This is a genomic window from Streptomyces sp. NPDC051921 (assembly GCF_040680975.1).
Taxonomy (GTDB): domain Bacteria; phylum Actinomycetota; class Actinomycetes; order Streptomycetales; family Streptomycetaceae; genus Streptomyces.
The window spans coordinates 19,402-35,507 of record NZ_JBFAXU010000038.1; the positions used below are offsets into that span (position 1 = coordinate 19,402).

The 16,106-nt window shown below is 74.0% G+C and carries 12 protein-coding genes; 5 read left to right on the forward strand and 7 right to left on the reverse strand.

What is annotated here, in order from left to right; translation table 11 throughout:
- Positions 1-19 precede the first annotated feature (19 nt).
- The gene (ftsX, locus tag AB0M16_RS34400) at positions 20-937 is read right to left on the reverse strand and encodes a permease-like cell division protein FtsX (RefSeq protein ID WP_365350129.1); all 918 of its coding nucleotides are present in this window, start codon (positions 935-937) and stop codon (positions 20-22) included.
- A gap of 29 nt (positions 938-966) precedes the next feature.
- Positions 967-1,656 (reverse strand): cell division ATP-binding protein FtsE, encoded by a 690-nt coding sequence (gene ftsE / locus AB0M16_RS34405; protein WP_345487862.1) that lies wholly within the window; start codon positions 1,654-1,656, stop codon positions 967-969.
- Between the two features lie 223 nt (positions 1,657-1,879).
- Between ftsE and AB0M16_RS34410 the strand changes: the two genes are divergently transcribed.
- Positions 1,880-2,065: a hypothetical protein gene (locus AB0M16_RS34410; RefSeq protein WP_365350131.1), complete on the forward strand. Its 186-nt coding sequence runs from the start codon at positions 1,880-1,882 to the stop codon at positions 2,063-2,065.
- A 93-nt stretch (positions 2,066-2,158) separates the two neighbouring features.
- Here AB0M16_RS34410 and AB0M16_RS34415 read toward each other — a convergent pair whose 3' ends face one another.
- The 4 genes from AB0M16_RS34415 to AB0M16_RS34430 form a co-directional block, all read right to left on the reverse strand.
- Positions 2,159-2,824 carry a hypothetical protein gene (locus AB0M16_RS34415; RefSeq protein WP_365350133.1) on the reverse strand — a complete coding sequence of 222 codons (666 nt, stop codon included), beginning with the start codon at positions 2,822-2,824 and terminating at the stop codon, positions 2,159-2,161.
- Between the two features lie 512 nt (positions 2,825-3,336).
- Positions 3,337-4,455 (reverse strand): peptide chain release factor 2, encoded by a 1,119-nt coding sequence (prfB, locus tag AB0M16_RS34420; protein WP_365350135.1) that lies wholly within the window; start codon positions 4,453-4,455, stop codon positions 3,337-3,339.
- A 43-nt stretch (positions 4,456-4,498) separates the two neighbouring features.
- Positions 4,499-5,728 (reverse strand): serine/threonine-protein kinase, encoded by a 1,230-nt coding sequence (locus tag AB0M16_RS34425; RefSeq protein ID WP_365350137.1) that lies wholly within the window; start codon positions 5,726-5,728, stop codon positions 4,499-4,501.
- Between the two features lie 127 nt (positions 5,729-5,855).
- The gene (locus AB0M16_RS34430; protein ID WP_365350139.1) at positions 5,856-7,646 is read right to left on the reverse strand and encodes a protein kinase; all 1,791 of its coding nucleotides are present in this window, start codon (positions 7,644-7,646) and stop codon (positions 5,856-5,858) included.
- A gap of 523 nt (positions 7,647-8,169) precedes the next feature.
- Between AB0M16_RS34430 and AB0M16_RS34435 the strand changes: the two genes are divergently transcribed.
- Entirely contained in the window at positions 8,170-11,997 is a 3,828-nt protein-coding gene (locus AB0M16_RS34435) for an FtsK/SpoIIIE domain-containing protein (protein ID WP_365350141.1), read from the forward strand.
- A 172-nt stretch (positions 11,998-12,169) separates the two neighbouring features.
- Here the strand turns inward: AB0M16_RS34435 and AB0M16_RS34440 are convergent, their stop codons facing one another.
- A complete protein-coding gene (locus AB0M16_RS34440; RefSeq protein WP_365350143.1) occupies positions 12,170-12,784 on the reverse strand; it encodes a TetR/AcrR family transcriptional regulator in 615 nt (204 codons plus the stop codon).
- Between the two features lie 226 nt (positions 12,785-13,010).
- On the opposite strand from AB0M16_RS34440, the gene AB0M16_RS34445 reads away from it, so the two are divergent.
- Genes AB0M16_RS34445 through AB0M16_RS34455 form a run of 3 tightly spaced genes read left to right on the forward strand, consistent with a single transcriptional unit; the run spans position 13,011 to position 15,968 of the window.
- Positions 13,011-13,871, forward strand: a complete 861-nt coding sequence (locus AB0M16_RS34445) for an ABC transporter permease (RefSeq protein ID WP_365350187.1) — start codon at positions 13,011-13,013, stop codon at positions 13,869-13,871.
- Positions 13,864-14,595, forward strand: coding sequence for an ABC transporter ATP-binding protein (locus AB0M16_RS34450; RefSeq protein ID WP_365350145.1), 732 nt, complete (start codon positions 13,864-13,866; stop codon positions 14,593-14,595). Before AB0M16_RS34445 ends, AB0M16_RS34450 begins: the two co-directional genes overlap by 8 nt.
- Positions 14,596-14,621: 26 nt before the next feature.
- Positions 14,622-15,968, forward strand: coding sequence for a glycosyltransferase 87 family protein (locus tag AB0M16_RS34455; RefSeq protein WP_365350147.1), 1,347 nt, complete (start codon positions 14,622-14,624; stop codon positions 15,966-15,968).
- Positions 15,969-16,106: the final 138 nt, after the last annotated feature.

Below are 16,106 nucleotides of genomic sequence, written 5' to 3' on the forward strand. Positions count from 1 at the left end.
GCTCACGCCGAGTGAACTGTCACACCTTCAGGTACTTGCGCAACGCGACGAAGGCGGCCAGAGCGGGCATCAGGAGGCCGATCGCGATGACGAGCGGCAGCTTGGCGAGGACGGCGTCCCAGCCGATGAAGTTGACCAGCTGCATCTTGTCGGCGAGCGCGATGCCGTGGTCGATCAGGAAGTACCGGCCGACGAGCAGCATCACGCAGGCGACGGCCCCGCCGAGCAGACCGGCGAACGCGGCCTCCATGATGAACGGCATCTGGATGTAGAAGTTGGTCGCGCCGACCAGCCGCATGATGCCGGTCTCGCGGCGCCGGCTGAAGGCGGAGACGCGCACGGTGTTGACGATCAGCATCAGCGCGATGACCAGCATGAGGCCCATGACGCCGAGGGCGGCGATGTTCATGCCGTTCATCAGGTCGAAGAGGTTCTGCAGGATGTTGCGCTGGTCCTGCACGGACTCGACCCCGTCCCGCCCGGCGAACGCCGTCGCGACCACCTTGTACTTCTCCGGATCCTTGAGCTTGACCCGGAAGGACTCCTGCATCTGGTCCGGCGTGACGACCGAGGCGATCGCGGTGTCCCCGTACTGCTCCTTGTAGTGCTTGTAGGCCTCGTCGGCGGACTCGTGGTGGACCGTCTCGACGATGTCCATCTTCTTCAGATCGGCCTCGATCTGCTCCTTCTGCTGCCCGGTGACGGCACCCTTGGCGCACTTGGCCGAGGTGGCGCCGTCGCTCTTGTTGCAGAGGAAGATGGAGACGTTGACCTTGTCGTACCAGTAGTCCTTCATCGTGCTGACCTGCTCGCGCATGAGCAGGGCGCCGCCGAAGAGGGCGAGCGAGAGGGCCACGGAGACGATGACGGCGAAGGTCATCGTGAGGTTGCGCCGAAGACCGACACCGATCTCGGAGAGCACGAACTGAGCGCGCATGGGTCTGCTTTCTCCTACTCGCTACAGGCTCAGTGCTGGTATCCGTAGACGCCGCGCGCCTGGTCGCGGACGAGGCGGCCCTTTTCCAGCTCGATGACGCGCTTGCGCATCTGGTCGACGATGTTCTGGTCGTGGGTCGCCATGACGACGGTGGTCCCCGTCCTGTTGATGCGGTCGAGCAGCTTCATGATGCCGACGGAGGTCTGCGGGTCGAGGTTGCCGGTGGGCTCGTCCGCGATCAGCAGCATCGGGCGGTTCACGAAGGCCCGGGCGATGGCGACGCGCTGCTGCTCACCGCCGGAGAGCTCGCCGGGCATGCGGTCCTCCTTGCCGCCGAGGCCGACCAGGTCGAGGACCTGGGGGACGGCCTTGCGGATCTCGCCGCGGGGCTTGCCGATGACCTCCTGGGCGAAGGCCACGTTCTCGGCGACGGTCTTGTTGGGGAGGAGGCGGAAGTCCTGGAAGACCGTCCCCAGTTGGCGGCGCATGTGCGGCACCTTCCAGTTGGACAGCCGGGCGAGGTCCTTGCCCAGGACGTGGACCTGTCCGTGGCTGGCGCGCTCCTCGCGCAGGATCAGCCGCAGGAAGGTCGACTTTCCGGAGCCGGAGGAACCGACGAGGAAGACGAACTCCCCCTTCTCGATCTCCAGGGAGACATCCCGGAGCGCGGGGCGGTTCTGCTTCGGATAGGACTTGGAGACGTTGTCGAATCGGATCACGGATGCACCACGGTCGGCCGGGAGTAGGTGTGCGTGACCATACGCGAACGGGCATGGCCTGCGCAGTCGCGGTCCGGGCTTGTGTGCTTTATCCTTTTCGTCCTCCCGATCCCACTCCCACGGGGCGCGCCGAAACGCCTCGGAGCTGGCACAGTGGTAGGGGAACGCGCGGCTCACCCGGAGCGTTCTTGAGGTGAGGACCCGTGCGGGAGGAGGAGAGCGCATGACCTATGACCGACTGGTGTGCGCCAACTGCGCGGCCCCCGTCGCGGAGGGCCGCTGTCCCGTCTGCCGCGCGAACCGCGAGCGACTGCCCCAGCCGACGGGCGTGACCCCGGCGATGCTGCTGACCCTGGTGATCGCGCTGGTGGCGACGATGGCCCTGCTGGCGGCGCTGAAGGGTACGTAGACCGCGTAGCAGTACGCAGGAGGGCCGGACACCCCACAGGGGTGTCCGGCCCTCCTCCATATCTCTCTACGCCTCTGGATGCCCCTACAGGCCTCAGACGGCGGTGCGCCCGCCGCCGACGAGACGCGGCAGGAAGCGGAAGCCGATGCCACCGGCGATCATGGTGGCGGCGCCGACGATCAGGAACGAGGTCTCGGCGGCGCCGGTCTCGGCCAGCTCCTCCTTGGCCTTGCCCTGCTCGACGGGCTGCGAGCCGGCGTTGTTGGTGCCCGGGTCGTTGTCCACGCACTCGGCACCGTCGAGGTCGACGGTGCAGGTGCCGGCGCCGTTGTCGTCGCTGTCGTCGTCACCCGGGGTGGTGGGCTGACCCGTCGGCTTCGGGTTGCCCGTGGGCTTCGGGTTGTCCGTCGGCTTCGGGTTGTCCGTGGGCTTCGGGTTGTCCGTCGGCTTCGGGTCGTCCGTCGGCTTGGGGTCGTCCGTGGGCTTCGGGTCGTCCGTCGGCTTGGGGTCGTCCGTGGGCTTCGGGTCGTCCGTCGGCTTCGGGTCGTCCGTGGGCTTCGGGTCATCCGTGGGCTTCGGGTCGTCCGTCGGCGTCGGGCAGAGCGTCGGGTCGATCTCGCAGGGCGGCTCGTCCTCGGTGCCGAGCGTGACGCTCACACCCACGGCCTGCGCGGCACCGGCCGCCGTCAGCGACGCACCGGCGGCGATGACCACACCGGCGGCGACCCGCGCAAAGCGGACCCGCGTCTTCTTCGTCATCTGGCTGCTACCCCCAGTAGCTCAAAATCGTCTGTAGAGCTGCGCTCGGGGCTTCGGGCACCGGGGGCGTCACATGCACTGGACCTGCCCCCGTTTCACACGCGCCCCAGAACACGCATGCCGCGTATCACCCTTCCGAGTTTCCGATGGCGCGTCAAGGTCGTTGCGCGTGCGATGCCCGAAAGATCCATTTCTGCCCGCCATGCGGGGATGCAACTGTGACGTAAACCCGGAACTCCCGCCCCCGCAGAGGCGGTTCCCATGTCGACAAAGCGTCAGAATCGCCGATGGGTCGCTTGCTGCAGCGAATCCGCCAGGCTTGCGTCACGCGCCGTCACATGCTTCCCGGTCCGACAGAAACCCATCTCGGGCGAGACGGTCGCCCCTTCCCCCTCGCCCGCCCACAAGCACCGCCCGGCGTCGCGCAATCTGTCACGCGCATGACGACCTCGGGCCCCGCTCACCAGAGGTGAGCGGGGCCCGAGCGGGTGTGTCTGCAGGCGGGGCGGGGGTCAGCCCTGGGCGCCCTGCTCCTGCTGCTTGCGCCAGCGGATGCCCGCCTCCAGGAAGCCGTCGATCTCGCCGTCCAGGACGGACTGCGGGTTGCCGACCTCGAACTCCGTACGGAGGTCCTTCACCATCTGGTACGGGTGGAGGACGTACGAGCGCATCTGGTTGCCCCAGGAGCTGCCGCCGTCGCCCTTGAGGGCGTCCATCTTGGCGCGCTCCTCCTGGCGCTGGCGCTCGAGGAGCTTGGCCTGGAGGACGTTCATGGCGCTCGCCTTGTTCTGGATCTGGGAGCGCTCGTTCTGGCAGGAGACCACGATGCCGGTCGGGATGTGCGTGATGCGCACCGCCGAGTCGGTGGTGTTGACGCCCTGGCCGCCGGGGCCCGAGGCGCGGTAGACGTCGACGCGGAGGTCCGAGTCGTCGATCTCGACGTGGTCGGAGGACTCGACGACCGGGAGGATCTCGACGCCGGCGAAGGAGGTCTGGCGGCGGCCCTGGTTGTCGAAGGGCGAGATGCGGACCAGACGGTGGGTGCCCTGCTCGACGGAGAGGGTGCCGTAGGCGTACGGGGCCTTCACCACGAAGGTCGTGGACTTGATGCCCGCCTCTTCGGCGTAGGACGTCTCGTAGACCTCGGTCGAGTAGCCGTGGCGCTCGGCCCAGCGCAGGTACATGCGCTGGAGGCGCTCGGCGAAGTCGGAGGCGTCGACGCCGCCGGCCTCGGCCCGGATGTTCACCAGTGCCTCGCGCTCGTCGTACTCGCCGGAGAGGAGGGTGCGGACCTCCATCTCGTCGAGCGCCTTGCGCACGGCCACGAGCTCGGTCTCGGCCTCGGCCCGGGTGTCCGGGTCGTCCATCTCCTCGGCCAGCTCGAACAGGACCGCGAGGTCGTCGATACGGCCGCGCAGCGCCTCGGCCTTGCGGACCTCGGCCTGGAGGTGGGAAAGCTTGCTCGTGATCTTCTGCGCCGCCTCCGGGTCGTCCCAGAGGGACGGGGCCGCGGCCTGCTCTTCGAGCACGGCGATGTCTGCCCTCAGCTTGTCGAGGTCCAGGACGGCCTCGATCGACCCCATGGTCGAGGAGAGGGACTTCAGCTCTTCGGATACATCGACGACTGCCACGCGTCCAGCGTAACGGCTCGTGGCAAGGACCCGGACCCCGCGACTACGGCCGGGCCGACGGGCGGCTGTCCTGGGGCGGGGTCCCGGCGTCCCCTGAGGCCGCCAGATAGCCGCCGGCGCCCAGTGCGCCCGCGACGACCACGGCCGCCACCGTGAGCGTGATCCGGCGTTTGCGGACGGCGTCCGCCTTGTGCCGGGCGGAGCCGGGCCGCCGGGCGCCGGCCGGGCGCGGGGCCCGGGCGGTGCCGAGGGGGCCGCCGGAGAGCTCGTCGGGGCCGGGGACCCGCATGGAGGTGTGCGTGTCCCGGTTGGAGTCGGTGGAGGCGCCGGGGACGAGCGGGACGGCGGCCCGGCGGGGGGCCTGCTCCCCCGCGCTCGTGGGGTAGGGGTCCTCCTCCGGTTCCGCCACCGGGTCCGCGTCCGGCTCGTCCACGTCGAGCGGCGGGATGCCCTTGAGCAGCGGCAGCACGTCCCGCAGCCGGGTCCCGAGCTCGGAGGCCCGCAGCCGGGAGGCGGGGGCCTTGGCGAGGCACTGGACGATCAGCTGCCACAGCTCCTCGGGGATGCCGGGGAGCGGGACGACGGTCTCGGTGACGTGCCGGCGCAGGACGGCGCCGGGGTGGCCGCCGCCGAACGGGGTGAAGCCGGCCAGCAGCTCGTACAGGACGGTCGCGAGGGCGTAGATGTCGACGGCGGCGCGCGGCGGCAGGCCCTCGACGATCTCGGGGGCGAGGTAGTCGGGGGTGCCGATGATCCGGGTGGCCTTGGTGCGGCCGGGGGTGTCGATGAGCTTGGCGACGCCGAAGTCGGTGAGGAGCGCCGGGTGGGCCCCGCCCGGGCCGAGCGGGCCCTCCATGTCGAGCAGGATGTTCTCGGGCTTGACGTCCCGGTGGACGACGCCGGCCTTGTGGGCGGCGGCGAGGCCGTCGGCGACGTCGGCGATGATCGCGACGGCGGCCTCGGGGGCGAGCCGGCGCTCGCGGTCCAGGCGGGTGCGCAGGTCGGTACCGCGGACCAGGTCCATGACGAGCGCGAGGTCGTTGCCGTCGACGACGAGGTCGCGGACGGAGACCACGTTCGGGTGGTCGAGTCCGAGCAGCGCGGTGCGCTCCTGGACGAAACGGCCGACGAGCTCCTGGTCGGAGGCGAGGTCCTCGCGCAGCAGCTTGATGGCGACGGGGCCCTCGGGGCCCTCGCCGAGCCACACCGTGCCGGCGCTGCCCCGCCCGAGGATCTGGTGGGCCGTGTAGCGGCTGCCGATATTCCGTGCCAAGACTGCTCCCTCAGCGGCTGCGGTTCGCGTCAAAGTTACGCGGCCGAGGGCGCCGACCGGCACTTCCGAGGGGAAATCACCCCTCGGAAGTCGACAAAGCGACAGAATCGCCGGTCTTTACCGGCCCTCACTGCCCCGTGCCGCCGCCGGAACCTCCGGTGCCACCGGTGCCGCTGTCGGCGCTGTCGGCGAGCGAGGACACCCAGTCCGTGAAGGAGCTGATGCCGTCGCCGATCGCCTGCCAGTAGCCCTTGCCCGAGGCGACCCAGTCCTGGAGCGGGGTGAGCTCCCAGATGAGCCAGCCCGCGATCACGAACAGCACGATCGTGAACAGGCAGCCCTTGAGGCAGCCGAGGCCCGGGATGTGCATCGGGTTGGCGCTGCGCTGGCGGGGCGGGCGCGGCTCGCGGGCCGCCGGTGCGGGCGCGGGGGCCTGCGGCGGCGGCTGCGGGGGCGCGTACTGCTGCTGGGGCGGCTGGGGCGCGTACTGCTGCCGCTGCGGCTGCTGCTGCGCGTACGGCTGGGGCTGCGGGCCCTGCTGGTACGGCTGCGGCGGACGCTGCTGGTACTGCGGAGGCTGCTGCGGCTGCTGGTACTGCTGCGGCGGCGGCTGCTGCCGGTACTGCTGCGGCCCGCCCTGCGGCGGCTGCTGGCGCCGCTGCGGACGCCGGCGCAGCGGGTCCTCGCTGGGGTCGAGGTACTGCACCTGGGTCTGCTCGTTACGGTCCCGGGCCGCGCGCAGCTGTGTCTGCCACGGGTGCGGCTGCTCGGCCGGCGCGTCCTGCGGTACGGGCGGCATGACCGCGGTCGGATCGGCGGCGTCCACCGGGCCACGTCCGGCGGCCGGCAGCACGGCGGTCGGGTCGGCGGCGCCGGCCGGGCCGCTGGTCGGCATCACGCCGGTCGGCGCGGCGGGGTCGTACAGCGGCGGCTGCGGTGCGCCGCTCGGCAGGACCTGGGTCGCGCCCGCCGGGTCCACGCCCGGGACCTGCGGGACCGGGGCCGGGGCCGGGTCGGGGGCGAGCAGCGCGCCGACGCCGTCGGCGGCCTCGATCTGCGCGGGGGTCGCGTGCACGCCGACGCCGGCGGCGACCGTACGCAGTGCGCGGGCCAGGTTCTCGGCGCTGGGCCGCCCGTCCGGGTTCTTGCTGAGGCAGCGCTCTATCACCGTCCACAGCGGCCCGGGCACGGTCGAGGGCCGGCGCGGCTCCTCGCTCAGGTGGCGGTGGAGGACCTCGAGCGCCGTGCCGCCGGCGAACGGCGGCTGCCCGGTGACCAGCTCGTAGAGCAGGATGCCGGCGCCGTAGATGTCGACGGCGGAGGTCTGCGGGCGGCCCTCGGCGGACTCGGGGGCCACGTACGCGGGCGTGCCGACGAACTCGTGGGTGCGGGTCAGGCCCGGGGAGTCGGCGAGGCGGGCGATGCCGAAGTCGGTGAGCATCGGGAACATCGCGCCGTCCCGCTCGGCCAGCAGCACGTTCGCGGGCTTGAGGTCGCGGTGCACGACGCCGTCGGCGTGGCTGGCGGCGAGCGCGTCCGCGATCTGCGCGGTGAGCAGCGCGGCGGCGACCGGGGTGAGCGGGCCGTTCTCGCGGATGTAGCGGTGCAGGTCGGGGCCGTCGACGAGGTCCATGACCAGGGCGAGGACGTCACCCTCCACGACGAGGTCGCGGGTGCGCACGATGTTGGGGTGGGTGAGCCGCAGGAGCACGGACCGCTCGCGCAGGAAGCGCATCACGATGTCCGCGTCGTTGGCCAGCTCCTCCTTGAGGACCTTGATCGCCACGGTCTCGCCGGGCTGGCCCGGCACGGCCGCCTCGGGGCCGGCCGTATCCCGCTGGCGGGCTCGCCAGACGGTGCCCGTGGCGCCGCGGCCGAGCGGCTCCTCGAGCAGGTACTTGCTGCCGATAGGCCGCACGTCACGCGCTCCCTGCTGATCGTGGTCCTGGGGTCCCAGGTCCTGGGGTCCGGGGGGTGCTTCGTCGAAGTGTCCCCGCGGTCCCTGTGTGTTCTGTGACCCGTCCGGGTGTCCGACCCACTTTAGTGCCGCCGAACGGGTCATCGACCGTCTGCGGGACGGCCGATCACGACGCCGTACGTGTGCCCCGTGCGCACCCCGCGCGCGCCCCGCGTGCGCCGTACGCGTCCTGGAAGAAGACGCCGGGGGCGCTCCGCGGGTTGCCGGAAGCACCGCGAGACGTGCGCAACCAGGCGAATTCCCGTCCGGTGGGGCTTCGAGCGCGACCGAACAAGATCACTTCTGGACGACCCGGGGGCGGGTTGTCAGTGGCAGGTGCGAGGATGCCTACAGCACGTCGTGTCGGGGGTCGGGAGCCCCCGCGCCGTGCCGACCTGTACCGGACGACGCGTCCGTGCCGGGTGGGGGGAGCGAGTGGGATTCCCCTGCCGGGCGCGCCGCGCAGAAGGGACCGCTGACGGCGATGCAGATCCGGCTGACCGTCCTCGCGCCGCACGCCGGCCACGGCGCCGGGCGCGCCTGCGACGTGCTCGTCACCGCGCCCGCGGGGACCGAGCTGGCCGCCGTGGCCTCGTCCCTCGCCGCGGCCGTCTCCGGCCCGGACACCTCGTCCTCGGGGACCACGGTGCTGTACGCGGGCGCGGAGCGCCTCGACACCCGCCGCTGCCTGCTCGGTGTGCCGCCGCTGGTCGACGGCGCCGTGCTCTCCCTCCAGGTGCCCGGCGCGGACGAGGGCGTCGACGAGGGCGCCCCCGCCCGGCTCCACGTGGTGGCCGGACCGGACGCCGGAGGGGTGCATCTGCTCCATGGCGGAGCGATCAGAATCGGCCGTTCCGTGGACGCGGACGTGCCGCTCGACGACCCGGACGTGTCCCGCTCCCACTGCACGGTGACGGTCGGCGCGGACGGCCGCGTCACGGTCGCCGACCCGGGCTCGACCAACGGAACGAGCGTCGACGGCGTCCCCGTCGGCCCGCAGCCCGTCCGCTTCCCGCCCGGCGCCCTGCTGCGGGTCGGCGAGTCCGCCCTGCGCCTGACCGGCCCCGGCGAAGCCGCCGGCGCCGACCGGGTGCTGCCGACCGCCCCCGACGGCGAGGGCCATCTGCGTCTGGCCCGCCCCGAGACGGCCGGGCCCCCGGAGCCGACCGGCCCGGTCCCCGCGGTCCCCACGCGGGCGTACGCGACGGGCGCGGCGCCCCAGGACGCGACGCACGGCGCCGGCATCCCGCTCACCGACGGCGACGGACACGGGCACGCGCGCGCGGAGGAGGCCGCCGAGGCCCAGGGCGAGGTCGAGGCACACAGCAGGACCCGGCAGACCCGCAAACGAGGGCTCGGCGCCTGGGCCCGGCGGCTCGCCGGCGGCCGCGAGGAGGCCGGCTCCGGCGAGTACGGGGTGGAGCCCGTGCCCGCCTTCGCCGGAGCCGTCCCCGGGGCCGCGCCCGGCCCCTCGCCCGACAGCTGGCCCGACCCCGCCGCCGTGCTGCTCACCGCGCTCGGCCCCGGACCGCGCCTGTGGGAGCGGGGCCCCGGGCACCCGGAGAGCCTCGTGGTCCGGCTCGGCACCACGGACCGCGCGGAGCTGTCCGGCGTGCCGGTCACCGTCGGACTGCGCGAGGCCGGCTCGCTCGGTCTCGCCGGACCCGCGCCCCGGCTCGCCGGGCTCGCCCGCTCCGTGGTCGCCCAGCTCGCCGCCCTGCACTCCCCGGCCGATCTGGAGATCGTCCTGGTCAGCGCCGACCGGAACCGCCCCCTGGAGGAGCGGCGCCGGGCCTGGGGCTGGCTCGGCTGGCTGCCGCACGCGCGGCCCGCGCACGGCCAGGACTGCAGGCTGCTCCTCGCGTACGACCGCGACCAGGCGCACGCGCGCCTGACCGAGCTCACCCGGCGCCTCGACGACGGCCCGCTCGGGCCGGGCTGGCCGAGCGCCGACCGGGCGGCCGTCGCCGAGGCCGCCGCGCGGTACGAGGGGCCCGCGACGGTCGTGATCGTCGACGGTGACCCGGGCTCCGCCGCGCTGCGCGAGACGGCGGCCCGGCTGGCCGGAGCGGGCGCCGCCGCCGGCATCCATCTCGTCTGCCTCGCCGAGGCGCCCGCCGCCTCGCCCGCCTCGCCCGTCGCGGCGACGTACGAGGAGGCGTGCGCGGCCTCCTTCGCCTTCCGCGAGTGCGGGGCCGCGGCGCTGCTCAGCGGTGACGTGGCGACGGCGCTGCGGCTGCTGCGCACGGCCGGCGGCCGGGCCGCCGGGCACGGCACGGTCGGCGTGGTGGACGCGGTGTCCGTCGCGTGGGCCGAGCGTTTCGGGCGGGCCCTCGCCCCTCTGCGTACGGAGGCGGGCGGCGGCCCCGGGCAGGGGCGCGCGGCCGCCGCGCTGCCGCCCTCGGCCCGGCTCCTCGACGAGTTGGGCCTGGCCCGGGCCACCCCCGCGTCCCTGATGGCCCGCTGGGCCTCCTCGTCGGACGGCACGGCGATCCTGGGTGCCGGGCCCCGCGGGCCGGTCGCCGTGGACCTCACGCAGGAGGGCCCGCACCTGCTGATCGAGGGCCCGGCGGGCAGCGGCCGCACCGAACTGCTGCGTTCGATCGCCGCCTCGCTCGCGGCCGGGGGCCGCCCCGACCGGCTCGGCCTGCTCCTGGTGGACGGCGCGGGCGGGGAGCGCGGCGAGGGCCTCGGGGCCTGCACGGAGCTGCCGCACGTCACGGAGCACCTGGTCGCCTCCGACCCCGTACGCATGCGGGAGTTCGCCCAGGCCCTCGGCGCCGAGCTGAAGCGCCGCGCCGAGCTCCTCGGCGACACGCACTTCGCGGACCGGCGCTCGGGCCGCCTGGTCGGCCAGCGCTCGCCGAGCCCGGCCGAGTCCGTCCCGGCCGGGCCCCGCGCCACGGCCCGCATCCCGGAGGCGCGCTCGGGCGCGGCCGACCTGGCCGACCCGGGCAGCGGCCGGCTGCCCCGCACCCCGGTCGGAGCGGCGCCCCTGGGCGACCGCACCCCGCCCCCCGGCTCGGACCTCCTCGGCGACCGCCCGAGCGGCCGCACCCTCCGTGTGGCCGCCGACGGCGCGGTCGGCGACACCCCGACCGCCCGCCTCCCGAGGCCCGGCACACCCCCGCTCGCCGACCGCACCCCGCCGCCGGGCTCGGACCTCCTCGGCGACCGCCCGAGCGGGCGCACGTACCGCACGAGCACCGGAGCCCTGGACGGCACCACCGGCGGACGCGTCCACCGCACGGGCACGGGCGCCCCGGACGACACAGCCGGCAGCAGCCGCACCCACCGCCAGGGCGCCGACGCCCTCGACGACACGACCAGCGCCCGCACCCACCGCACCGGTGCGGGCGAGGTGTACGACCAGGACGGCGGGGCCGCCGACCGCACCCCGCCGCCGGGCTCGGACCTCCTCGGCGACCGCCCGAGCGGGCGCACGTACCGCACGAGCACCGGAGCCCTGGACGGCACCACCGGCGGACGCGTCCACCGCACGGGCACGGGCGCCCCGGACGACACAGCCGGCAGCAGCCGCACCCACCGCCAGGGCGCCGACGCCCTCGACGACACGACCAGCGCCCGCACCCACCGCGCGAGCGCGCTCGGTGAGGGCACTCCGCCGCCCGGGTCCGATCTCCTCGGCGACCGCCCCAGCAGCCGCACCCTGCGCGCGGACGCGACGGGCGGCGCGGGCGCGGTCGAGCCCCCGGCGCACGGCGCGCCTCGGACGGCCGGCACGCGCGTCGGCACCGCCGAAGGCGCCGGCGCGCTGCCCCGTCTCGTCGTCCTCGTCGACGACTTCGACGCGCTGGTCGCGCCCCCGCTCGGCGCGCCGGGCCGACCGGCGGCCGGGTCCGTGGTGCGGGCACTGGAGGCGGTCGCGCGGAACGGGGCCCGGCTCGGCGTGCATCTGGTCGCGACCTCGGCGCGGCCGGACCGAACGGCGGACACGGAGCTGGCGCACGGCGCCCGGCTGCGGATCGTGCTGGACCCGCCGCCCTCCGCTCCGGCCCAGGGGCCCGACGAGCCGCAGCCCGGACGCGGGCGCCTGGGGCATCCGGACGGCCGGGTCACGCCGTTCCAGGCGGGCCGGGTCACCGGGCGCATCCCGCGCACGGCCACGCAACGGCCGACCGTGGTCCCGCTGGAGTGGGAGCGGATGGGCGACCCGCCCACCCGTCGCCCGGTCCGCGAGCTGGGCAACGGCCCGACGGATCTGGCCCTGCTGGCCAGTGCCCTCGACCGCGCCGCCCGATCCGTGGAGGCGACTCCGATAGCGCCCCTCACCACACCCACGCACGCCTGACGGAAGGTCATGAGCCGGTCCGGATCCGCCGTTCGGCACCGGAGGCGGCATCGCCGCGCGGGCGGCCGCGCCCCCGACACCAGGCCCGCCGCGCCCGGGACCGTACGCACGGAGGGCGAACCGGCCCGCCGGGCGCGGCGCCGGCGCGCTCAGCAGCCCCGTACGGCCGGGGTCATGCGGTGAGGGCGGCGACCGCCGCGCGCGCCAGGTCGTCGAGGTAGCCCGTGGGCGGCTCCGTGCGGACGACGACGAGCCGCCAGTAGAGCGGCCCGATCACGAGGTCGAGGGCCCGGTCGGGGTCGGCGTCGGCGGGCAGTTCACCCCGCTCGACGGCCGCTCGGACGACCTGGGCGACGACACCCTGCTGGGGGTCGAGGAGGGCGGCCTTGAGGGTGTCGGCGATCTCGGGGTGCCGGGCGGCCTCGACGAGGAGGTCGGGGATGACCTGCGAGGCCACCGGGTGGCGCAGGGCGTGGGAGGCCACCTCCAGGAGCGCGCGGACGTCACCGCGCAGCGAGCCGGTGGCGGGGGCGGGCAGGCCCTGGAGGGCGACCGCGCCGACCAGGTCCAGGACGAGGGAGAGCTTGGACTTCCAGCGCCGGTAGACGGCGGTCTTGCCGACTCCGGCCCGGCGGGCGATGCCCTCGATGGACATCCGGGCGAAGCCGACCGCGGCCAGCTCCTCGAAGACGGCGGCGCGGATGGCCTCGGTGACGTCCTCCCGGAGCACGGCGGCTCCCGCGGGGGCGCGACGAGGGGTTCCCGAGGATCCGGAGGGTGTCGTCATGCACAGGATCTTAACCAGCGGTTACGCGACGGGGCACGAGACGACGAGACGGTTGCGTTCCGACGTGAGCCCGTCCTAGTCTCCTCGTAGCGACGATACGGACCCGTTCCATCGGACGGGCTCCACCGCCCCACCGAAGGCGATGCTGCACGTGACGACCCAGACCCTCGCCCCACCCGGCCGGCCGAACAGGCCCACCCCGCCGGCGCCACCCTCCTCGGAGGAGCTGCGCGCCCTCGCCCTGCGCCACGGGCTCACCGTGAGCGGCGCGCGGCCCTCCCTCCCCACGTACGTGCGGCAGCTGTGGTCCCGGCGCGACTTCATCACGGCCTTCGCGACGGCCAAGCTCACCGCGCAGTACAGCCAGGCCCGGCTCGGGCAGATCTGGCAGGTGATGAACCCGCTGCTCAACGCGGCGGTCTACTACGCGATCTTCGGCGTCCTCATGGACGTCCAGCGGGGCATCCCCGACTACGTCCCGTTCCTGATCACGGGCGTCTTCGTGTGGACCTTCACCTCGCAGACGCTCATGACCGGCACCCGCGCCATCAGCGGCAACCTGGGCCTGGTCCGGGCCCTGCACTTCCCGCGGGCGAGCCTGCCCGTCGCGCTCGCGGTCCAGCAGCTCCAGCAGCTGGTCTTCTCGCTGGGCGCTCTGGTCGCCATCCTCTTCTGCTTCGGCGAGTTCCCGCGCTGGAGCTGGCTGCTGGCGGTCCCGGCCCTGCTGCTCCAGACCCTCTTCAGCACCGGGCTCGCGCTGGCGATGGCCCGCCTGGCCTCCCGTACGCCCGACATCGCCCAGCTGATGCCGTTCGTGCTGCGCACCTGGATGTACGCCTCGGGGGTCATGTGGTCGATCGCCCACCTCACCCACGGCCGCGACCTGCCGCACGCGGTGGTCCTGCTGCTCCAGGCGAACCCGGCCGCCGTCTACATCGACCTGATGCGCTTCGCGCTCGTCGAGAGCTTCACCGGCTCCCAGCTGCCGCCGCACGTGTGGGCGCTCGCGGCCGGCTGGGCCGCGCTGGCCCTCGCCGGCGGCTTCCTCTACTTCTGGAAGGCGGAGGAGACGTACGGACGTGGCTGAGCACACGGAACGAGAACCCACCGTCGTCGCCGACGGCGTCCACGTCACCTACACCGAGCGGGGCGGCAAGCAGACCGTCCACGCGGTCAAGGGCGTCAGCTTCGCCGCGTACCGGGGCGAGGCGATCGGCCTGATCGGTTCGAACGGATCGGGCAAGTCCACCCTCCTGAAGGCCGTCGCGGGCCTGCTGCCCACCAGCGCGGGCCACGTCTACACGCGCGGCCACCCCGCCCTGCTCGGCGTCAACGCGGCCCTCATGGGCGATCTGACGGGCGAGCGGAACGTCATCCTCGGCGGGCTCGCGATGGGCATGAGCCGCAGGGAGGTCGCCGAGCGCTACGCCGGCATCGTCGAGTTCTCCGGCATCAACGACAAGGGCGACGACGCCATCTCCCGCCCGATGCGCACCTACTCCTCCGGCATGGGCGCCCGGCTCCGCTTCTCCATCGCGGCCGCGCGCAGCCACGACGTGCTGCTCATCGACGAGGCCCTGGCGACCGGCGACGCGCCGTTCCGTCGCCGCAGCCAACGCCGGATCGACGAGCTGCGCGCCGAGGCGGGCACGGTCTTCCTGGTCAGCCACTCGAACTCCACCATCACCGAGACCTGCGACCGCGCGCTGTGGCTGGAGTCGGGCACGTTGTGGATGGACGGACCGGCGGACGAGGTGGTGGCGGCCTACGAACACTTCACCGGGACAGAGGCTAAGAGAAAGGGCAAATAGGGCATAGCGGTCTAGAGTGCGGAGGGATGACGACCGACCCGCCCTCGCACGAACCCGCCACGGGAAGCCCCGCGACCGGCTCCCCCGCCGGAGCCGCCCGCTCCGCCCGCACCGGGTCGGCGCCTCCCGCCCTGACCCGGTCCCCCTTCGAGTCGGAGACCTTCACCTCCGCCACCTTCGTGACGGTCGGCCGCGGCCCGCTGCTCGCCCTCGCCGTCGTCTGGCTGCTCACCCGCGTCGGCATGCTGCTCCTGCTCGACCGCGACAGCCTCGGCATCGGCGGCGTCGCCAGCGAGGTCCACGTGCTCTACCGGCACTGGTACGGACAGTTCGCGCAGGGCACCTTCCCGCCCGGCGACGCCACCTGGCAGTACCCGCCGGGCGCCGGCCTGGTCATCATGTCGCCGGGGGTCCTGCCCTGGCTCACGTACTTCCAGGGCTTCGTCTTCCTCACCCTGCTCGCAGACCTGGCCGTCGTCGCGGCCCTCGCCCGCGCCGACAGCGCCCGCCTCACCCACGGCGCCTGGTACTGGGTCCTCGGCCTGCCGCTGCTCCTGCACCTCCCGCTCGCCCGCTACGACGTGCAGACCACCGCACTCGCCGTCCTCGCCCTGCTCGCCTTCACCGCCCGCTCCTCCGTCGCCCACCGGATCGGCGGGGTGCTCGCCGGCCTCGGCGCCATGGTCAAGGTCTGGCCCGCCCTCACCCTGATCGGCACCCCGCGCGGCCGCACCACCCGCGAGGCCTGGACGGCCGCCGCCGTCACCGCCGTGGCCCTCCTCGCCACCCTGGCGCTGCTCTTCTCGGAGTCGCTCGGCTTCCTGCGCCAGCAGGGCAACCGGGGCGTCCAGATCGAGTCCCTCGGCGGCACCGGCCTCGCCCTCGCGAAGGCGGCCGGCGTCTGGCCGGGCGGCGTGGAGTTCCGCTACGGCGCCTTCGAGTACGTCGGCCCGTACGTCTCCACCGTCGGACACCTCGCCCTGCTGCTGACCGCCCTGGCCTTCATCTGGCTGCTGCTGTGGCGGCTCCGCGCCCACCGCTGGACCGCGGCCACCCCGCTGGACGCCGCGTTCGCCGCCGTCCTGCTCTTCACCGTCACCAGCCGGGTGATCAGCCCGCAGTACCTGGTCTGGCTGCTCGGCCTGGCCGCCGTGTGCCTGACCTCGCGCAGCACGGTCATGCGCCCGGTCACCCTGTTGCTCCTCCCGGCCGCGGCACTGAGCACCCTCGCGTACCCGGTCCTCTACGCGGACGTCGTCACCGGCACCTGGCCGGGCATCACTGTCATGGTGCTGCGCAACGCCCTCCTCCTCGCGGCCGCGGTGCTCGCCGCCCGACGCCTGTGGACCTCCACGGTCACCCCGGTCGCCTGAGGGCCGCGCAGAGGAGCGCGTACCGGGAAGCACGCACGAGAGATCACGCACGAAGGGGCACACGCGAAGGGGCACGCGCGAAGGAGCACCCACGGAAAAGGGCGCCCCCGCCGGTCGTGAAGACCGGCGGGGGCGCCC

Bases quoted from the DNA above. Each gene is read 5' to 3' on its own strand.
- ftsX (WP_365350129.1), bottom strand. From the start codon at position 937: ATGCGCGCTCAGTTCGTGCTCTCCGAGATCGGTGTCGGTCTTCGGCGC.
- AB0M16_RS34440 (WP_365350143.1), bottom strand. From the start codon at position 12,784: ATGACGACACCCTCCGGATCCTCGGGAACCCCTCGTCGCGCCCCCGCG.
- AB0M16_RS34435 (WP_365350141.1), top strand. From the start codon at position 8,170: ATGCAGATCCGGCTGACCGTCCTCGCGCCGCACGCCGGCCACGGCGCC.
- AB0M16_RS34455 (WP_365350147.1), top strand. From the start codon at position 14,622: ATGACGACCGACCCGCCCTCGCACGAACCCGCCACGGGAAGCCCCGCG.
- AB0M16_RS34410 (WP_365350131.1), top strand. From the start codon at position 1,880: ATGACCTATGACCGACTGGTGTGCGCCAACTGCGCGGCCCCCGTCGCG.
- AB0M16_RS34415 (WP_365350133.1), bottom strand. From the start codon at position 2,824: ATGACGAAGAAGACGCGGGTCCGCTTTGCGCGGGTCGCCGCCGGTGTG.